Origin of the sequence: Marinomonas sp. PE14-40, assembly GCF_051623805.1 — a bacterium.
GTDB lineage: Bacteria > Pseudomonadota > Gammaproteobacteria > Pseudomonadales > Marinomonadaceae > Marinomonas.
Genome location: NZ_CP130700.1, coordinates 3,473,582 through 3,491,840 on the forward strand (window position 1 = coordinate 3,473,582; position 18,259 = coordinate 3,491,840).

General features: G+C 42.0%; 15 protein-coding genes. 6 read left to right on the forward strand and 9 right to left on the reverse strand.

Annotated features, from left to right (window positions below; genetic code table 11):
* Positions 1-44: 44 nt before the first annotated feature.
* The 6 genes from putA to Q0A08_RS16125 form a co-directional block, all read right to left on the reverse strand.
* A complete protein-coding gene (gene putA / locus Q0A08_RS16100; protein ID WP_438462533.1) occupies positions 45-3,152 on the reverse strand; it encodes a bifunctional proline dehydrogenase/L-glutamate gamma-semialdehyde dehydrogenase PutA in 3,108 nt (1,035 codons plus the stop codon).
* Positions 3,153-3,346: 194 nt separating this feature from the next.
* The gene (locus tag Q0A08_RS16105) at positions 3,347-4,123 is read right to left on the reverse strand and encodes an AraC family transcriptional regulator (RefSeq protein WP_438462534.1); all 777 of its coding nucleotides are present in this window, start codon (positions 4,121-4,123) and stop codon (positions 3,347-3,349) included.
* Between the two features lie 104 nt (positions 4,124-4,227).
* On the reverse strand, positions 4,228-4,530 hold the full coding sequence (locus Q0A08_RS16110) for a putative quinol monooxygenase (protein WP_438462535.1): 303 nt from the start codon (positions 4,528-4,530) through the stop codon (positions 4,228-4,230).
* A gap of 175 nt (positions 4,531-4,705) precedes the next feature.
* Positions 4,706-5,668 (reverse strand): NADPH:quinone reductase, encoded by a 963-nt coding sequence (locus tag Q0A08_RS16115; protein ID WP_438462536.1) that lies wholly within the window; start codon positions 5,666-5,668, stop codon positions 4,706-4,708.
* A gap of 24 nt (positions 5,669-5,692) precedes the next feature.
* Entirely contained in the window at positions 5,693-7,081 is a 1,389-nt protein-coding gene (locus Q0A08_RS16120) for a TRAP transporter large permease (RefSeq protein WP_438462537.1), read from the reverse strand.
* Positions 7,074-7,610, reverse strand: a complete 537-nt coding sequence (locus Q0A08_RS16125) for a TRAP transporter small permease subunit (protein ID WP_438462538.1) — start codon at positions 7,608-7,610, stop codon at positions 7,074-7,076. The genes Q0A08_RS16120 and Q0A08_RS16125 overlap by 8 nt, the downstream gene beginning before the upstream one ends.
* Before the next feature lie 393 nt (positions 7,611-8,003).
* On the opposite strand from Q0A08_RS16125, the gene Q0A08_RS16130 reads away from it, so the two are divergent.
* The 6 genes from Q0A08_RS16130 to Q0A08_RS16155 all read left to right on the forward strand — a co-directional run bounded on the left by Q0A08_RS16130 (position 8,004) and on the right by Q0A08_RS16155 (position 15,314).
* Positions 8,004-9,008, forward strand: a complete 1,005-nt coding sequence (locus Q0A08_RS16130) for a PstS family phosphate ABC transporter substrate-binding protein (protein ID WP_438462539.1) — start codon at positions 8,004-8,006, stop codon at positions 9,006-9,008.
* 106 nt (positions 9,009-9,114) lie between these two features.
* Positions 9,115-11,370, forward strand: a complete 2,256-nt coding sequence (locus Q0A08_RS16135) for an ABC transporter permease subunit (RefSeq protein ID WP_438462540.1) — start codon at positions 9,115-9,117, stop codon at positions 11,368-11,370.
* 42 nt (positions 11,371-11,412) lie between these two features.
* Positions 11,413-13,107, forward strand: a complete 1,695-nt coding sequence (pstA, locus tag Q0A08_RS16140; protein ID WP_438462541.1) for a phosphate ABC transporter permease PstA — start codon at positions 11,413-11,415, stop codon at positions 13,105-13,107.
* A gap of 20 nt (positions 13,108-13,127) precedes the next feature.
* A complete protein-coding gene (gene pstB, locus Q0A08_RS16145) occupies positions 13,128-13,958 on the forward strand; it encodes a phosphate ABC transporter ATP-binding protein PstB (RefSeq protein WP_438462542.1) in 831 nt (276 codons plus the stop codon).
* Between the two features lie 23 nt (positions 13,959-13,981).
* Entirely contained in the window at positions 13,982-14,689 is a 708-nt protein-coding gene (gene phoU, locus Q0A08_RS16150) for a phosphate signaling complex protein PhoU (RefSeq protein WP_046015390.1), read from the forward strand.
* 124 nt (positions 14,690-14,813) lie between these two features.
* On the forward strand, positions 14,814-15,314 hold the full coding sequence (locus Q0A08_RS16155; RefSeq protein ID WP_438462543.1) for a GAF domain-containing protein: 501 nt from the start codon (positions 14,814-14,816) through the stop codon (positions 15,312-15,314).
* Here Q0A08_RS16155 and Q0A08_RS16160 read toward each other — a convergent pair.
* The 3 genes from Q0A08_RS16160 to Q0A08_RS16170 are packed head-to-tail and all read right to left on the reverse strand — an operon-like array spanning position 15,309 to position 18,071.
* On the reverse strand, positions 15,309-15,674 hold the full coding sequence (locus Q0A08_RS16160; RefSeq protein ID WP_438462544.1) for an Hpt domain-containing protein: 366 nt from the start codon (positions 15,672-15,674) through the stop codon (positions 15,309-15,311). The two genes, Q0A08_RS16155 and Q0A08_RS16160, sit on opposite strands and share 6 nt — an antisense overlap.
* A gap of 42 nt (positions 15,675-15,716) precedes the next feature.
* Complete coding sequence (locus Q0A08_RS16165) at positions 15,717-17,543, reverse strand: sensor histidine kinase (RefSeq protein ID WP_438462545.1); 1,827 nt, start codon at positions 17,541-17,543, stop codon at positions 15,717-15,719.
* A 27-nt stretch (positions 17,544-17,570) separates the two neighbouring features.
* Positions 17,571-18,071, reverse strand: a complete 501-nt coding sequence (locus Q0A08_RS16170) for a hypothetical protein (protein ID WP_438462546.1) — start codon at positions 18,069-18,071, stop codon at positions 17,571-17,573.
* Positions 18,072-18,259 lie beyond the last annotated feature (188 nt).

An 18,259-nucleotide genomic window follows, 5' to 3' on the forward strand; every position in this document is an offset into this window, starting at 1 on the left:
TTTACCTGAATTGGCTGCTTATTAATAAAGTGTGGCGTCACACTTTATTTCATAAACGCCGCTAAATAATGAGGTCCACCTGCTTTTGGTCCTGTGCCCGATAGGCCTTGACCACCAAAAGGTTGAACACCTACAACGGCACCAATTTGATCTCGGTTAATATAAAGGTTACCTACACGCGCAATTTCAGCAATGCGTTGGCAGGTTGTTTCATTACGGCTATGAACACCCATGGTGAGGCCAAAACCTGAGTTATTGATTTCTTCAATCATATTCTCTAACTCGCTAGCTTGGTAACGTACCAAGTGCAAGATAGGACCGAATTGCTCATCACCTAGCTGATTAATGCTGCTTAGCTCAAACGCGGTTGGTGCAATAAAAGTACCTTGATCACACGCTTCAGGTAGCTTTGTTTGACCAATCAACTTAGCTTCTTTTTTCATGACTTCAATGTGGGCAGCAAGCTTGTTTTGAGCTGTTTGATCAATAACAGGGCCAAGGTCAGTGCTGTGGAACTGAGGATCTGCAACGACCAACTCTTGCATCGCACCTTGTAGCATGGTGATAACACGGTCAGCGATGTCTGCTTGAACAAAGAGTACACGCAGGGCTGAACAGCGTTGACCGGCTGACGCAAAGGCTGAGTTAACGGCATCTCTTACTACTTGCTCTGGTAAAGCTGTAGAGTCCACTATCATGGCGTTCTGTCCACCTGTCTCAGCAATCAGAGGAACAGGGTCAACGCCACGAGCAGCTAGGGCACGGTTAATACGTTGTGCTGTCCCTGTGGAACCGGTAAAGGCAAGACCAGCAATGCGCTTATCAGAAGTAATGGCATTACCGACTGTTGCGCCATCACCTGGCAATAGATGAACAACATCAGCAGGAACCCCTGCTTCTAGCAATAACTCTACAGCACGCATAGCAATGAGGCAGGTTTGCTCAGCAGGCTTAGAAACAACCGTATTACCCACAACTAGTGCGGCAGTCACTTGGCCAAGGAAAATCGCCAATGGGAAGTTCCAAGGGCTGATACAAGCAAATACACCTCTGGCTTCAAATGATTGTTGCTGCTGGTTTCCTCTAAAGTCAGTATAAGGCTTAGCTTGGGCTAGATTATCTTGGCTGAAGCAAGCGTAATAACGACAGAAATCCACCGCTTCTCTTACTTCATCAATGCTGTCTTGTATGGTTTTACCTGCTTCCTTGTGGCAAATCGCAACAAGTTCAGCCAGATTTTGCTCTAACAAATCAGCCATCTTTAATAAACAAGCTGCACGCTCGGACATAGGTTTTGCGGACCAACTTGGGAAAGCGTCTTGCGCTTTGCTGATAGCAAGGCTTACTTGATCTGCTTGTGCCCAGTTTAGCTCACCCACTACCTGGCTTTGTTTATATGGGCTACGTACTAGGTGTTGTATGTCTGTTGCTAGCTTTTCACCAGAGACCAATGGACCTGCTTGCCAAGTGTTTTGCATATAGCTTTGCACTTCTTTTTCAAACGGTAGCCATTGTGAACTGATGTCGATATTTGGGCTAAAAGAGTTTTGACGCTCTTCGAACATATCAATAGGTAGCTTGATATAAGGGTTAGCCAATGTTTTACGGCTTAACAGGGTTTCAACTGGATGGTGTGTTAGTTCTTCAATTGGACATTTAGCATCCACCAGTCTGTGTACGAAAGAACTGTTAGCGCCATTTTCAAGCAAACGACGAACAAGGTAAGGAAGCAGGTCTTTATGGCTACCAACAGGAGCATAAATACGAACATTCACTGCTTGGTCTTTGATGACACGATTATAAAGCGCATCACCCATGCCATGTAGGCGTTGGAATTCGAACTCAGCGGTGCTTGCGCCTGTATTACCTGCAATCGCATTAATCGCTGCAATTGTATGAGCATTATGTGTTGCAAATTGAGGAAAAATCCACTGTCTAGCATGTTGGCTTAATAGGTAATGAGCGCAGGCAAGGTAAGACGTATCAGTTGATTCTTTACGTGTATAAACAGGGTAGCCATCAAACCCTTTTTGCTGACAAAGTTTGATCTCGGCATCCCAATAAGCGCCTTTTACCAAACGTACAGGGATCTGATCCCCTTGCTCTGCAGCAATGGCTGTTAACCAAGTTAGTACAGGAAGTGCGCGTTTAGAGTAAGCCTGAATGACCAAACCAAATAACCCCCAGCCTTTACAAACAGGGTCTTGGTAAAGCTTAGCAAAGAGTGTCAAAGACATTTCTAGACGATCAGCTTCTTCTGCATCGATAGTAATACCGACATTCTTCTCTCTGGCTTTGATAATAAGGTTTTTTACGCTTTCAAATAGCTCTGTCATTACTCGAGCTTCTTGCGCCACTTCGTATCTTGGGTGAAGAGCAGATAACTTGATTGAGATAGTTGGGTTTGCTGCACTACCTTTGTAAGTATCTTGCGCCACGCTATCAATTGCGCGCAGGTAAGCATCGAGGTACTTGTCTGCATCTTGCTGTGTCAGAGCGGCTTCACCTAGCATATCGAATGAATAGCTATAGCCTTTATCACGATAGCTTTTACCGCGAGATAAGGCTTCTTTAATAGAACGCCCTAAAACAAACTGGTGCCCCATGATCTTCATTGCTTGATACATGGCTTTACGAATAACAGGTTCAGATAAACGGTTAACGAGGCGGTTCATTAAGTTTGCTGGCGTACCATCATCTTTTTCACTCATGCCAACGACTTTACCCGTAAGCATCAACCCCCAAGTTGAGGCATTTACGAAGAAAGAATCAGAGTTTTTTAAGTGGCTATTCCAGTCTGCAGCGCTAAGTCTATCGCGAATGAAAGCGTCAGCCGTTTCACCATCAGGCACACGCATCAAGGCTTCTGCCAGACACATTAGTAATATGCCTTCTTTCGTATCTAGGCTGTATTCTAGTAACAAAGAGTCAATCATGCTGCTAGCTTCATCGTCAGCACGTACCGCTTGAATCAGTGTAGTCGCATTATCTGTTGTGGCTTGCAGTGTTTCTTTAGAAGGCTTAGCAAGAGGCAGTAGCTGTGTTAACCAGCTCGCTTCATCCACATTGTATAAGGGAGAGATAAGTTCCCATAACTGGGCAGGTTTTTGCTTGATGAAAGAAGAATCAAGCACATCAATTGCGTTAAACATAAGTAAGCTCCATACCCAATAGGGGAGATAGAATACAAGCGCTCGCTGTTTTGATTTTAGAACAATATCTAACAATCAAACGGTATCAGTGAGGTGCTAATATGACATTTTGTTTACTTTATGATGACTTTTGATTTCAGTCTTACTGAATGCTCGCCTAATTTTACAAAAAACTCTGGGCGAACGAGGGAAGTTTAAGTGAGGTAAAGCTTTTGAAAGCGAACAGGGCTTATGCCTAGTTCTTGAGAGAAAAGTGTGGTCATTGCACTTTGACTAGAAAAGCCACAAAGGCTGGCTGCTTGGGATGCAGAGTAACCATTAGCTAGTAAAAATTGAGCATGCTTGAGGCGTTTTTGCTGTACATATTGATGGGGAGTTAAGCCCATTTTTTCTTTAAATCTCTGATGAAATTGGCTCACACTTAAAAAGCAAAATTGTGCTAATTCTTGCATCTGAATCCGCCGAGACAGATTGTTATCTATATATTGATCTAGTTTATCAATATCTAATCGACGACCTGCCGTCATGGGAGTGACTATGTCTGTTTCGGTGAGCTGATGGCGTATGGCGCTGAGTAATGTGTTACCGCAGGCTCGTGCTAAGAGTTTGTCTTCAGGGTGCTGTTCTAACTCACCGCTTAAGCTGGTGGCCAATAGTTTTAATCTGGCATTGAGTTGGAAAAAGCTTGCTTGATCAAACATGCGAGAAACAAGTTCATATTCTTCTTGGGTAATGGCTTGTTGAGGAGGGATGGGTAAATTAACCACCATGATGCGATTTTCGCCTAAACCTGCAAAAGCATGACCTTCACTAGAAGGCACAACACAACCACCACCAGGAGCGAGTTGTTGGCCTTGTCCCTGAATGTCAAAATCCGTGTCGCCATCAAGCACTATGACCAACTGATGATATTCATGGTCATGGGTGTGTGCCTGAATGGGCAAGGATAGAACATCAGAGGGCGTTAACACATTTCTCTCCGCCATTTAGTATAGATAAAATCAGTTTATACAATGGCGGCTAGAATAGGTAAAGTATTGTTGTCTTTTGTTTAGGCAAAAGCCTTCATAGAAGGCTAGAAAGCATCCAATCTAGAGACTTCTTCTAAATAAGAAACTTTATAAGGTTCAACAAGATAGCCGTTAAACTTTTCGAGTTCTGGGCTTTCTGAAATCATTCGAACATATTCTTTGTGATCATCGACGGAATCCCAAGTTTCTATCTCAAAAACCTTGTTTGCTCTGTCTGGGGTAGTGAAGAGGGTAACGTTTTTTGCACCGGCTTGAATCATACTGCTTTGATGAGACTGCAATAGATCGATAAATTCATTAACTAAAGATGGCTTAACTTTAAAGCTTACAACAACTGTCACACTCATATAAGGCTCCTTTAAAGTGCGTTAATAAGTTAGGCTAGCAAATAAGTTTGCTTTGAAATAGCGTATTAGTAAAGTTTCTATTTCATATAGTGAGCCTAGTTTCAAATTAAAAATAAGGCCATTAATACAAGATATTAATGGCCTTAAATCGAAACCCATCTCGATGATCGAGAGTCTAATCCGCTAAAGTGACAACTAGATTACCGAGAGCTCCTGCTTTTAAAACATCTTCATGAGCTTGGCCAAGTTCAGCCAGTGAGTAAGTTTTGCGAACGACAGGGGTGAGTAGGCCTGAATTAAGTAATGGGTATAGAGACTTACCAATTTGCTTAAGTGCAGGTGTTTTCACATTGGCAAGGGCAACACCAACAACAGCGGCATCACGTGCCATAAGGTCTCTAGGATTGATCTCGACCGTACCTCTATTTCCAATAACCGCGACACAACCACCGTGAGCTAGTGCTTTTAAGTCTTGATCTAAGTTTTGGTCAGCAAGCATTTCAATAATAATATCAAAACCATTTTCTAAATTTTGAAAAGGCGCTAAGTGATTGGTTTCTTTATGGTTAATGACAAGGTGCGCACCTTGTGTCTTAAGAAGCTCTTCTCCGGCATCAGAGCCGGCACTGGCAACGACTTCTAAACCTGCCGCTAAAGCTAGCTGTACGGCAGCAATACCAACAGCGCCTGTACCACCATGAATCAGTACTTTTTGGCCTGCTTGCGCATGCGCTCGACCAAATAAGGCTCTATGAGCAGTCGTATAAGGTACGCCCAAGCAAGCACCTTGCTCAAAACTAATGTTATCAGGCAATGGAAAGGCTTTTTCGGCTAAGCAAGAAGCAAACTCAGCAGATGAGCCTGATAAGCAGCGGCTAAAGTAGATACGATCACCGACTTTAAACTCGGTGACATCATCAGCTACCTCAACTATTGTCCCTGCACCATCATTACCAGGAGTATGAGGAAAGCTTGCTTGATAATTGTTGGTACCAGAACGAATATAAGTATCCACTGGGTTTATGCCAGCTGCGCCTATTTGTACTAATAACTGGCCTGCTGTAATAGCAGGTTTTGGTGCTTCAACCACAGCTAAATCGGATGCTGGGCCATAATTTTGTATTTGAACCGCTTTCATAAAATGTCCTCTTATATGCTTGGCTTAATCACCGTAAATGACACTCGGTAACCAAGTGGCTAATTCTGGGTAAATGGCTAATAGCACCAGCATGGCAACTTGAATCAAGATAAAAGGCATGACCCCTTTATAAATTGATTGAGTTTTAAGCTCTGGTGGCGCAACGCCACGTAAATAAAATAGTGCAAAACCAAATGGTGGTGTTAGGAAAGATGTCTGCAAGTTAATTGCCATCATGATACCTAACCAAACTGGATCTAATCCCATTGCTAATAAAACAGGCGCGACAATCGGCACCACAACAAAGGTAATTTCAATAAAGTCTAAGATGAAGCCTAATAGGAACATAACTAACATCACGATTAGCATGGCACTAAAGACACCACCAGGTAACTGGCTAAAGAAGTGATGAATGAGTTCTTCACCACCAAACCCTCTAAAGACAAGGGAAAATAAAGACGCTCCTATTAGGATTAAAAATACCATTGAGGTAACGCGAGTCGTTGAGTAAACCACTTCTTTTAAGGTGGTCAGGTTTAAGCGACCGCTTCCTAACGCTAATATCGCAGCACCAAAAGCACCAACACCCGCCGCTTCAGTTGGGGTTGCAATACCCGATAAGATAGAGCCAAGTACAGCCAGTATTAAGGTAAGAGGTGGTACCAGACCTTTAATAAGTAGCAAAGCAACAGGTTCAGTAGAGCCTGCTAATAATTCCTCTCTTGGAACTGCAGGGGCTTTATGGGGTTGCAACCAAGCTACCATAGCAACATATATAATGTAGGCCACAACCAATAACAGGCCGGGGATCAGAGCACCTACAAATAAATCCCCTACAGAGACGGTCTTAGGAGAGAAGATACCCATTTCCAATTGTGCTTTTTGGAAGGCGTTGGACATAACATCACCTAACAAGACTAAAGCAATCGAAGGAGGGATAATTTGACCTAATGTGCCTGTCGCACAAATCGTACCTGCTGCAAGGGACGGATCATAACCACGGCGCAACATGGTCGGTAATGAGATCATACCCATGGTGACTACAGTGGCCCCAACGATACCTGTACTTGCTGCTAATAGCATACCGACAAGAATCACTGAAATGCCTAAACCACCGCGCAAGGTACCAAATAGCATTGCCATACTATCTAACAGCTTTTCAGCAAGTTTAGATTTTTCTAACAAGACGCCCATTAGGACAAATAAAGGCACGGCAATCAGGGTTTCATTACGAATGATGCCAAATAAGCGGTTGGGTAGTGCTTCTAAAAAAACAGGATCGAAAGTCCCCATCATGCTGCCAAGGCCAGCAAAGATTAAGGCGGTGCCCGCTAATGAGAAAGCAACAGGGTAACCAAAGAGCAAAAAGATACAAACAGCCCCAAAGAGCCAAAGTGGAATTAGCTCAGTCATTTTGAGGTCCTTGTGTTGATTGTGACGATAGCTGACCAGTGATTATGCCGATGCTTTTAAATATGTCGGCAAGACCTTGAATAATGAGGGTGATCATCATCAAGGGAATCAAGGTTTTCAATAAATAGATAAAAGGTAGCCCACCTGGCTCTTGCGAGGTTTCCAATACTCTCCAAGATGCGGAGACGTAATCAAAACTCAAATAGCTAGTGTAAAGGGTAACAGGTAAAAGGAAGAGAATGCCTCCTACTAGGTTTACCCAAGCTTTTTTCTTTTCACTAAAGCCACGATAGAAAACATCTACACGTACATGTTCATCTGACTTAAAGGTATAAGCTGCACCTAGCATGAAGACTAATGCATGTAGGTAAAGTACAGACTCTTGTAATGCGATAGAGCCAGCATTAAAGCCATAACGCATGACAACGATAAGACAGGTTAACGCCATCATTCCTAAGGTAAGCCAGGCAACACACTTACCAACCGCAGAAGAAAGCGATTCAGCGAGGTCGATTATTATTTTTAGCATGATCAAAGTCCACAGACTGTTATGTATTGATTTAAGGCGTATTTTCGCCTTTGAAGCTCAAGTTTATGGGATTTCAAATACCAAATACACAGTAAGTGTTAATTAGATCAAGGATTTATCTTATTAAGAGAAATTGGCAAATATGACAATTGTGATAAGACGCTTAATTTAAGAGACTTTTATGACACGGATAATGACGCTAAAAAAGGATGGAATGTACTTTTTTGAAAAAATATAAAATAGTTTTAAATTTTAGTGTGTTGATTTTTAAAGATTTTTTTAATTTTAGATAAAAAACTCCGATGCAAATTGAAGGGGGCGTTTAGCTTTAACATTTTTGTCACATTCCCTCGTTATAGTATCAATCATCAAACAAGATATGGGAATTAACCCATGAATTTGGATGTAACCACTGAGGCTATTGTAATGATGAAAAATTTAGTTGCCGGTCTAGCTCTTACTGCTGCCGCAAGTTTATCTGTAAGTGCTGTTGCTGCTGTTGATCCAATGCTGCCTTCATACAATAAGGCAAGCGGTGTATCTGGCAACATATCAAGTGTTGGATCGGACACACTAGCAAACCTAATGACACTTTGGGCAGAAGATTTTAAACGTTTATACCCAAATGTTAACATTCAAATTCAGGCGGCAGGTTCTTCAACTGCGCCACCAGCACTAACTGAAGGTACTTCAAACTTCGGCCCAATGAGCCGTACAATGAAAGACAAAGAAGTTGCTGCTTTCGAAAAGAAATACGGCTACAAGCCAACAGCGGTTCCAGTAGCGATCGATGCATTAGCTGTTTTCGTACATAAAGATAACCCAATCAAAGGCCTATCTTTACCACAAATTGATGCTATCTTTTCTTCTACTCGTAAAGGTGGATACAACCAAGATATCACTAACTGGGGTACAACTGGCCTAACGGGTGCTTGGTCAAACCGTGATGTTCAATTGTTCGGTCGTAACTCAGTATCAGGTACATACGGTTACTTTAAAAAGAAAGCCCTTTTCAAAGGTGACTACAAAAACAGTGTAAACGAGCAGCCAGGTTCTGCGTCTGTTGTACAGTCGGTATCAACCTCTTTGAACGGTATCGGTTACTCAGGTATTGGTTATAAAACCTCTTCTGTACGTGCTATCCCTCTAGCGAAAAAAGAAGGTGGCAAGTTCATCGAAGCAACACCACTAAACGCGGCGACGGGTGCTTACCCTCTATCACGTTTCCTTTACGTTTACGTGAACAAGGCGCCAAACAAGCCACTTGACCCTCTACAACGTGAATTCGTTAAAATGGTATTGTCTCAAGTTGGTCAAGAAGTTGTCGTAAAAGATGGTTATGTACCACTACCTAGCAAGGTTGCTAACAAGTACTTGAGCGATCTAGGCATTCAATAACATTTGAATGGTACAGCAAGATCTGAAGCAGGAAAGATTCATCTTTCCTGCTTTTCTTATGCTTGCTGTTGTCACAAATATGCAACAAATTACAAGATGATTTCTGATGAGTAAAACAACAGACCGTCAAGCCCCAGATTTGGATTTCAACAGCCCAGCTTTGCTACGCCACAGAAAAATTAGGCGAGCAAAAGACAAGGCTGCTACAGCCGGTATTGCAATAGGTGGAAGCAGCGTAATTCTTGCTGTACTACTGATTTGTTTTTACCTCTTATATGAAGTTGTACCGCTATTTGCTGGTGCTGAAATCGAAGCAGAAGCCGTATATAGCTTGCCGTATGAAGAAGCGGGAGCTAGTCATTACTTAACGGTTGAAGAGCAGAATGAAGTCGCAATGCGTGTTGCGCAAAATGGCAGCATCATCTTCTTTAATAACTTAAATGGACAAGTTATTAAACAAGTAGAGAGTACGATTGCTGCTGATATGACGGCGTTTGCGATTGAAGATGATACCAGTCGTATAATGGCGTTAGCTTATGACAATGGTCAGCTTATAATTGCTCAACATAACTACAAAATTAGCTACCCAGATGGTAAACGTAAGATCACGCCTGTGGTTGTATACCCATTTGGTGAGCAAGCAATTGACGCTGCAGACTTTCCTATTCAACAAGTCGCTATCCGAAATGGCGAAGAAGCGCTAACGCTTGTTGTCATGGGAGAAAGCCAAAGCCGTATCGTTAAGCTTGAGAAAGATGTCAACTTCATAACAGAAGAAGTTGAGCTAACAGAAACACAAGCAGCGTTACCTTTCATCAATAATGCGACGTCATTGCTTATCAGTGGTGATCAAAGGTATTTGTATATAGCAACTAAAACAGGGGCTATGACAGAACTTGATCTACGTGATATTGATGATATTAAAGTAAAGGCCCAGCATCAGCTTACGGAAGAAGGTAGCGAACTAACCTCCATGAGCTACTTACTCGGTCAATCATCTATCATGGTGTCTGACTCTGAAGGTAAAGTGAGCCAATGGTTTAATGTTCGTGATGAAGATAATGTTGAAAACCTCACCTTTATCCGCGACGTATCTCAACCGGTAGGCATTATTGATGTGGCTATGGAGCAACGCCGTAAAGGATTTGCCACATTAGACACTCGTGGTGTAGTTGCTGTTTATAATGCAACCTCTTCACGCCAAGTGATCAATGAGAAGTTGAGTGACGAGACTGCGACTAATATTGCCTTTTCTCCAAGAGCAAACGGCTTATTGTTAGAAGATGGTCAAGGTATTCGCTTTTTCAAAATCGATAATGAGCACCCAGAAGTATCTTGGGGGTCATTATGGGCTGAGATTTGGTATGAAGGTTATCAAGAGCCAACTTATACTTGGCAATCATCTGCTGCCAATAATGACTTCGAACCTAAATACAGTCTGATGCCACTTGCTTTTGGTACCTTAAAAGCAGCCTTTTATGCCATGGTTATGGCGGTACCTTTAGCGATTTGTGGTGCTATCTATACGGCTTACTTTATGGCGCCAGGTTTACGCCGCAAGGTAAAGCCCGTGATCGAGCTTATGGAGGCCTTACCTACGGTTATTCTGGGTTTCTTGGCAGGTCTATTTTTCGCGCCTTTCCTTGAAGAAAACCTAGCAGCCGCTTTCAGTATTCTGATGGTATTGCCTCTAGGCATTCTATTGTTTGCTTATATTTGGTCGCGCTTGCCTAATCAGATTCGCTGGTTGCTTCCTGACGGTTGGCAGCCAATCATCTTGATCCCTGTGATTATCTTCTTAGGTTGGTTCTGTGTGGCGATGAGCCCTGTGATTGAACTTAATTTCTTTGCAGGTGATATGCGTGGTTGGATTACTAATGACCTTGGTATTACGTTTGACCAAAGAAACGCATTAGTGGTTGGCTTCGCTATGGGCTTCGCCGTTATTCCGACTATCTTCTCTATCACTGAAGATGCCATCTTTAGTGTGCCAAAAGCACTGACACAAGGCTCACTTGCTTTGGGTGCCACTTATTGGCAGACAATGGTTCGTGTTGTATTACCAACGGCGAGTCCCGGTATCTTCTCGGCCATTATGATAGGTATGGGTCGTGCTGTTGGTGAGACCATGATAGTACTAATGGCGACAGGTAATACGCCAATCATGGATTTCAACATCTTCGAAGGCATGCGTACCTTAGCAGCTAACTTAGCGGTTGAAGTACCAGAATCAGAAGTCGATAGTTCGCATTATCGCATCTTATTCTTAGCGGCATTTGTGCTCTTTTTGTTTACCTTTGTGGTTAACACTATCGCAGAAACAGTTCGCCAACATTTACGTAAAAAATACGGTTCTCTGTAACTTATAGTGAGCAACAGTATGACAAGTATTAAAGAGAAAAAAATGCAAAAACCATCCGTTTCAAATTGGTTTAAGTCTGGTGATCCATGGGTCTGGCTAAATGCTGGGGCAGTTGCTATCTCTGTGATCATGGTAGTTGGATTGTTACTACTTATTGCCGTACGTGGCTTAGGCCATTTCTGGCCAGCAGATATTGTTGAAGCTAAGTATGAAGTTCCTGGTCAACCTGCTTACAACTTAATTGCTGAGAGAGTCGAAAGTCTTGAAGTACCCGCAGTGCAAGTGAGAGAAGCGGGTATCGAAATTAGCGCAGATAAGGACATCGTTTCTCGTACGCTAATGAAGACAGGTAACCGCGATATCTACGGTTCTGACTTTCGTTGGGTTATCGATGATTTCCTAACAGAAGTAAAAGAACCTGAAATGTTAATTGCTGCTGAAAGACACGAATGGGGTAACCTTTACGGCTACCTTAAAGCAGTGAAAGAAGATGGCACTGTGATCGCTGAAACTCAAGATAAGCAAGTTACTGACAGTGCGTTAGCGACTTGGGAAAGCTTTGAGAAAAGTATCGAAAGAGCATTAGTCATCCATGAAGACATCTATCAAATTGAAAAGCATGATATAGGTGCGATTAACCATGGATTAGAGCGTTTGCGTCTGAAGCAACGTTCTTTAGAGTTGAATGATGGTTTAACGCCAGCCATTCTAGCTGACCTAGATTCTGATAGAGCCGTGTTTGATCAAGAGTATAAAGTGCTGCAAGAGCAGTTGATTACACTTTATGGCGAGATCAACCGTGATACTTTCGTAGTGGAAGCCATGGACGGAACGATCAGCGAACTACAGGTTGCAAAAGTGGTACGTGCTTTTCGACCTAATGCGATGAATGTATTTGATAAGATCGGCTTCTATGGCGCTAAGCTGTGGGAATTCTTATCTGATGACCCGCGTGAAGCGAATACGGAAGGCGGTGTGTTTCCAGCTATCTTTGGTACTATTATGATGGTGCTATTGATGACTATCTTGGTAACACCGTTTGGCGTTGTCGCTGCTGTTTATCTAAGAGAATATGCTAGCCAAGGTTGGTTAACACGTATTATTCGTATCGCCGTAAACAACCTAGCAGGTGTACCTTCAATCGTATACGGTGTATTCGGTTTAGGCTTCTTCATCTACTTTATGGGGTCTTCGATTGACCAAGCCTTCTTCCCAGAAGCTTTGCCTTCACCAACATTTGGTACAGGCGGCTTGATGTGGGCATCAATCACCTTAGCACTACTTACCGTTCCTGTTGTTATTGTAGCGACAGAAGAAGGTCTATCACGTATTCCAAGAAACGTACGTGAAGGTAGCTTAGCTTTGGGTGCGACAAAAGCAGAAACCTTATGGCGTGTTGTTCTACCTATGGCAAGTCCAGCGATTATGACAGGTGTCATTCTGGCTGTGGCACGTGCCGCGGGTGAAGTTGCACCACTGATGCTGGTGGGTGTTGTGAAATTAGCACCATCGTTACCGCTAGATGGTAACTATCCATTTATTCACCTTGATCAAAAATTCATGCACCTTGGTTTCCACATCTATGATGTGGGTTTCCAAAGTCCTAATGTTGAAGCGGCAAGACCACTTGTCTATGCCACAGCCTTATTGTTAGTGATCGTTATTGCCTTATTGAACTTATCAGCAGTAACTATTCGAAATCACTTACGTGAAAAATATAAATCGCTGGAAATGTAGATAGCAGAGAAGAGACGATTATGAGCGAAATGAAAGCACACTCAATTGATATTTCGGCGATGCAGCGTAGCCAACAGACTTTGCGTATCGAAACAGAAACTCCTTGTTTAACTGTGAACAACCTAGAGCTTTTCTATGGTGATAAGCAGGCGTTAAACGGGATTGATATGATCATTCCTGAAAAGAAGGTAACCGCATTTATCGGGCCATCTGGTTGTGGTAAATCGACCCTATTACGTTGCTTTAACCGTATGAATGACTTGGTTGATACTTGCCGCATTACCGGTGAGATTAACCTACATGATACAAATATTTATGCGAAAGGGACTGAAGTCGCTGAACTACGCCGCCGTGTTGGTATGGTATTTCAAAAGCCTAACCCTTTCCCGAAAAGCATCTATGAAAACGTAGCTTATGGCTTACGTATTCAAGGGATTAACAAAAAACGTATTCTAGATGAAACCGTAGAATGGGCTTTGCGTTCGGCGGCACTTTGGGACGAAGTAAAAGACAGACTGCATGAAAGTGCATTAGGTATGTCTGGTGGTCAACAGCAACGTTTGGTTATCGCACGCACTGTAGCGGTAAAGCCAGAAGTACTATTGTTGGATGAGCCTGCGTCTGCTTTGGACCCAATTTCAACCTTGAAAATTGAAGAATTGATCCATGAGCTGAAAGAAGAGTTCACCATCGCAATTGTTACTCACAACATGCAACAGGCTGCCCGTGTTTCTGACTACACTGCCTTTATGTATATGGGTGACTTAATTGAGTTTGGTGATACTAATACTTTGTTTACTAATCCAAGTAAGCAGCAAACTGAAGACTATATTACTGGTCGTTACGGCTAGCTCTGTCGATAAGGAAGAAGATCATGAAAGAACTAATGACACACCATATATCGCAGCAGTTTAATACTGAGCTTGAAGACTTACGCCAACACTTTCTAACTATGGGTGGTGTGGTTGAGAAGCAAGTGAGTGATGCGATTGAAGCTTTACTAAACAGTAACTCTGAGTTAGCTGAGGATGTACGTGAGCAGGATGCTACAGTGAATAAGCTAGATGAGCTGATTGATGAAGAATGTACTCGTATTCTTGCTAAGCGTCAGCCAGCAGCTTCTGATTTGCGCATGATCTTATCTATCTCTAAAGCGGTCAGTGAACTTGAGCGTATGGGTGATGAAGCTAAGAAAATTGCTAAATTCACCTTATCCTTGATTGAAGAGGGTGAGTCACCAAGAGGTTATGTTGAAATTAACCGTATTGGTACCATGGTATCTCGCATGATACATGATGCGCTTGATGCAACGGCTCGACTAGATATAGATATGGCTATCAAAGTGGCTAAGCAAGATAGAGTTGTTGATATGGAATATAAGACAGCGCTACGTTCTTTAGCGACTTATATGATGGAAGACCCTCGCAGTATCACACGTATTTTGAATGTTATTTGGGTACTAAGATCCCTTGAACGTATTGGCGATTATGCGCGTCATGTTTGTCAGCATTTGATCTATATGGTGAAAGGTGTCGACGTTCGCCATGTACCAGCTCAAGAGATTCAGCAAGAAATCGAATAATACTTCTTGTCTGATGGATTAAGGAAAGGCTCCTAAGTGATTAGGGGCCTTTTCTGTATTTGGATATTTGATTATCATGACCAAGCTAATTATTCACACCTCTAAAAGGGAAAAGGACAGCGTCATGTTTACATTAGAAACAGATCAATCTTCATCTAAGCCTGAGTTCTATGAGTCATTGAACCTACAATTAACTGGGTTGTTGATGGAGGAAGAAGACATGATTTGTAACCTGTCACAGTTCGCTGCCTTTCTCATGCAAAGCTTAGAAGACGTTAACTGGGCTGGGGTTTATTTTGCACGAGGTGAAGAGTTAGTGTTAGGGCCTTATGTGGGTAAAGTGGCTTGTACACGTATTCCGTTTGGTCGCGGTGTATGCGGCACAGCAGCCAGTACACAAGAAATTCAAAGGATAGCGAATGTTCATGACTTTGCTGGACATATTGCTTGTGACAGTGCGTCTGAATCAGAAATCGTGCTGCCTATGGTTGTGGCGGGTAAGCTGATTGGCGTTTTAGATATAGATAGCCCGATTGCTAATCGCTTTGATGCCGAGGACCAAGCGGGCATCGAAACACTATTACGTACATTGACGCAAGCAACACGGTTTGAGTGGCAGTTATAAACTCTCTCTTGCGATACCCATCAAGGCAAGCTCATCTATGCTGGCTTGCAGTGCTGGGCTGAGATCATCTAATTTATCTTGATTGGCATTGAATTCATGTTGCTCATGATTAACGCAATGTTCTTCTAAACTTTTCGCTAATCTTGATAGCTGCATAAAACCAAGGTTAGCGGCAGATGACTTAAGAGAGTGGGACTTAATACGTAAATCCTGGTGTTGTCCCACATGCCAATTCTTCTGCAAGAAATGTATGTTCTCTTCTGCATTAGGAACAAAGGCTTCAAATACCTCTTTGACCATGCCTAATCCAAGCTGGCTAATCAGAAGCGTAATTGTGTGCTTATCGATAAGTTCATCCATCTTTCTATCTCATCAGAGTCATAAAACAGATCCAGCTTAGGGCTAGTAAGCTTGACTAGATATAAAGTCTTGATGGGCTAGCTCGTTTAAAACGTGCCCCATATTTAAGTGTAAAAGAGGCCCTTTATAAAGTGCATGTGCAAGGGCTTTAGTTCGGTTCTGGCTTAAGTTGGAATCAGCGACAACTTGGCTACCTGTATTAACTAATTTTTGTAAATTAATATAGGATAGGTCATCTAGCATAGCGTCATCACCTATATAGATGTAATGAATCTTTTGCTCTGGTATCTGATTAAGCATGTGAGTATGTAGTGGCGTATTAAGCCCCAAACCATTGGCTTGCATGGCCATTAGATGCGCTACTGAATCACTCGCCTCTAGAATAATCATATTTTTATTGGTTAATGATTTCACTAAAGCTTGTGCTGCTTTACCTTCTTGAATCGGTGTAATTTGATGATGGAATATGGGCAGTTCCAAAATAAATTCGCTGCCGCCAGACTCAGGGCTATGACAACTTAATTCACCATGCATTAGGTGGGCGAGAGCACGACATAAATAAAGGCCCAAGCAGTATTTGTTTTCAGGGAAATTAGGCACCTGACTATCCAGAGGACTTTGAAGCATCTCAAGAATACTCTCGGATATGCCAATACCAGTATCCTTAATCACCACCTGAATCATGCTAGCAGGTATTTCTGGATAAAGACTAGGTCGCCATTGTGGCGCCTTAGATTGAGACATTCTTATGACTATGCTGATATGACCTGATGGCGTGAACTTAAAAGAGTTATCTATCAGGTTATAAATGATCTGATGGAGACGGCTATTATCGTAAATCGCTTGGTCAGGTAGAGTTAAATCGATATAACTCAATACCCTAACGGCTTTAGGGTTAGATCTCATGGCCGCAAACTTGATACTTTTCTCTAACTCTTGCGCCAAACTAAAAGGCGCATAATCCAGAGTAAGATTATCAGAGGCAATATCAGATAAGTCTGAAAAGTCTTTAATCAGATTGAGTAGCAGAGTGCCTGAATCTTCTATGGTATCCAGTATCTGACATTGCTCGTTATTTAAACCTTTGGTTCTTAATAGCTTACTCATATTAATCACTCTATCTAGCGGGGTGTTAATTTCGTGGCTCATGGTCGCTAAAAAGTGTGTTTTATCTTGAGCAATGTTTTCAATTTGATGTTCTGCCTCTTGTGCTTTCATGACGGCAATTCGAGTGCTTCTAATATTCGTCATTAGCACCAAGAAAAGTGCGATGGCATTAATGATGAAAATCAGCATTATGTACTTAAATAGCTGAAATTCTTCGAGAATTTGTTCTCGTTGTTCGACAGAATAGGCGCGGCTACTTTGGTTAACGAGACTGACAAACTTATTTATCTGAGGCTCTAGTAAGTGCAGTTTATTGACGAGCTTATTGAGATTGGATAGATCATTATTCTCGATCTGAACAATGTTGGGTTGTAACAGTTCTAATTCAGCACTAATAAAATTTAAAATACGAATGCTACGGCCATCACCATAATAATGAATGCGGTTGCCGACGCTGCCCACTTTGAGTAGATCAATGCGGCTCATCAAAAGGTCATAATAAAAAAGTACATCACCAGCTGCGGGTGGATTATCTTTATCTAGGCGTTTGAGGTAGTCGACAAAACGATAGCTTTGTACTTGTAATTGTAGGCTTGACCAAATGCTACTCTCGTAGGTGGTTCTAACATGCTTAGTACTGTTTGAATTGGCTAAAAAGTAGAGCACAACAGAAGCGAGTAGGGTGAATGAGAAAATCACCAGTAAGAAAGACGTGAGACGTTTCATCATGATTGATTTTACGTCTTTCGTTAATCCCTTCACATTTCGCTCCTATCCTTATGTTACTTGCTATTGATTAACGACTATCTGATTAACTTGCCAAATAGACTTTCCATAATAGGATTCATTTTTCAGTTTTGGCTTATCATCAAATGGATAGATGATCATGATAGGCCCTTTATTTCTGACCGTCATAGGCACGCCATCCATGTGAGTAGCAAAAATAGCACCCACCTCAGTAAAATCTTTTACTGGGATTTCTATCATATAATCATTTAGCGCAATAAGGCTTAAGCTTTCACCTTCTACCCCTAGTAAATCAAAAAACTCTTTAGCATTAAACCCAGTATAAGTGTGTTTACCTTCATTCCAAGGAGTGTGAGTACTGATACTAGATCTAGGTAGTTGGTCCAGCATATAGCGGTCAAAAATCGCATTACTATCTTTATTCGTATTACTTATTAGGCCACTTACTGTTAACAGTGTACGAGTTGAAGGCAGTTCTAATGAGTAGGATACAGAAGAGAAAATTAGGCTTATTAAAACTAAGCAAAACTTCAAACTTTGCATGGGGCGTCCCTTCGTAAGGTTTATTATCAATTTACTAATTATATTAGTCTAAAAATATGATGGATTGCAGTAACAATTCGGTAGTTTATGGAATAAAGGTTCTTTTTATTTATAAAGGACACAATAATCCAAGAATTTTAGACCAAGTCGAGCGATAAACTAGCAATAGTTGAAAATTAATATTGTAT

Bases quoted from the DNA above. Each gene is read 5' to 3' on its own strand.
- Q0A08_RS16155 (WP_438462543.1), top strand. From the start codon at position 14,814: ATGTTTACATTAGAAACAGATCAATCTTCATCTAAGCCTGAGTTCTAT.
- pstA (WP_438462541.1), top strand. From the start codon at position 11,413: ATGCAAAAACCATCCGTTTCAAATTGGTTTAAGTCTGGTGATCCATGG.
- putA (WP_438462533.1), bottom strand. From the start codon at position 3,152: ATGTTTAACGCAATTGATGTGCTTGATTCTTCTTTCATCAAGCAAAAA.
- Q0A08_RS16125 (WP_438462538.1), bottom strand. From the start codon at position 7,610: ATGCTAAAAATAATAATCGACCTCGCTGAATCGCTTTCTTCTGCGGTT.
- Q0A08_RS16160 (WP_438462544.1), bottom strand. From the start codon at position 15,674: ATGGATGAACTTATCGATAAGCACACAATTACGCTTCTGATTAGCCAG.
- phoU (WP_046015390.1), top strand. From the start codon at position 13,982: ATGAAAGAACTAATGACACACCATATATCGCAGCAGTTTAATACTGAG.
- Q0A08_RS16135 (WP_438462540.1), top strand. From the start codon at position 9,115: ATGAGTAAAACAACAGACCGTCAAGCCCCAGATTTGGATTTCAACAGC.
- Q0A08_RS16120 (WP_438462537.1), bottom strand. From the start codon at position 7,081: ATGACTGAGCTAATTCCACTTTGGCTCTTTGGGGCTGTTTGTATCTTT.
- Q0A08_RS16110 (WP_438462535.1), bottom strand. From the start codon at position 4,530: ATGAGTGTGACAGTTGTTGTAAGCTTTAAAGTTAAGCCATCTTTAGTT.
- Q0A08_RS16130 (WP_438462539.1), top strand. From the start codon at position 8,004: ATGAATTTGGATGTAACCACTGAGGCTATTGTAATGATGAAAAATTTA.
- pstB (WP_438462542.1), top strand. From the start codon at position 13,128: ATGAGCGAAATGAAAGCACACTCAATTGATATTTCGGCGATGCAGCGT.
- Q0A08_RS16170 (WP_438462546.1), bottom strand. From the start codon at position 18,071: ATGCAAAGTTTGAAGTTTTGCTTAGTTTTAATAAGCCTAATTTTCTCT.
- Q0A08_RS16115 (WP_438462536.1), bottom strand. From the start codon at position 5,668: ATGAAAGCGGTTCAAATACAAAATTATGGCCCAGCATCCGATTTAGCT.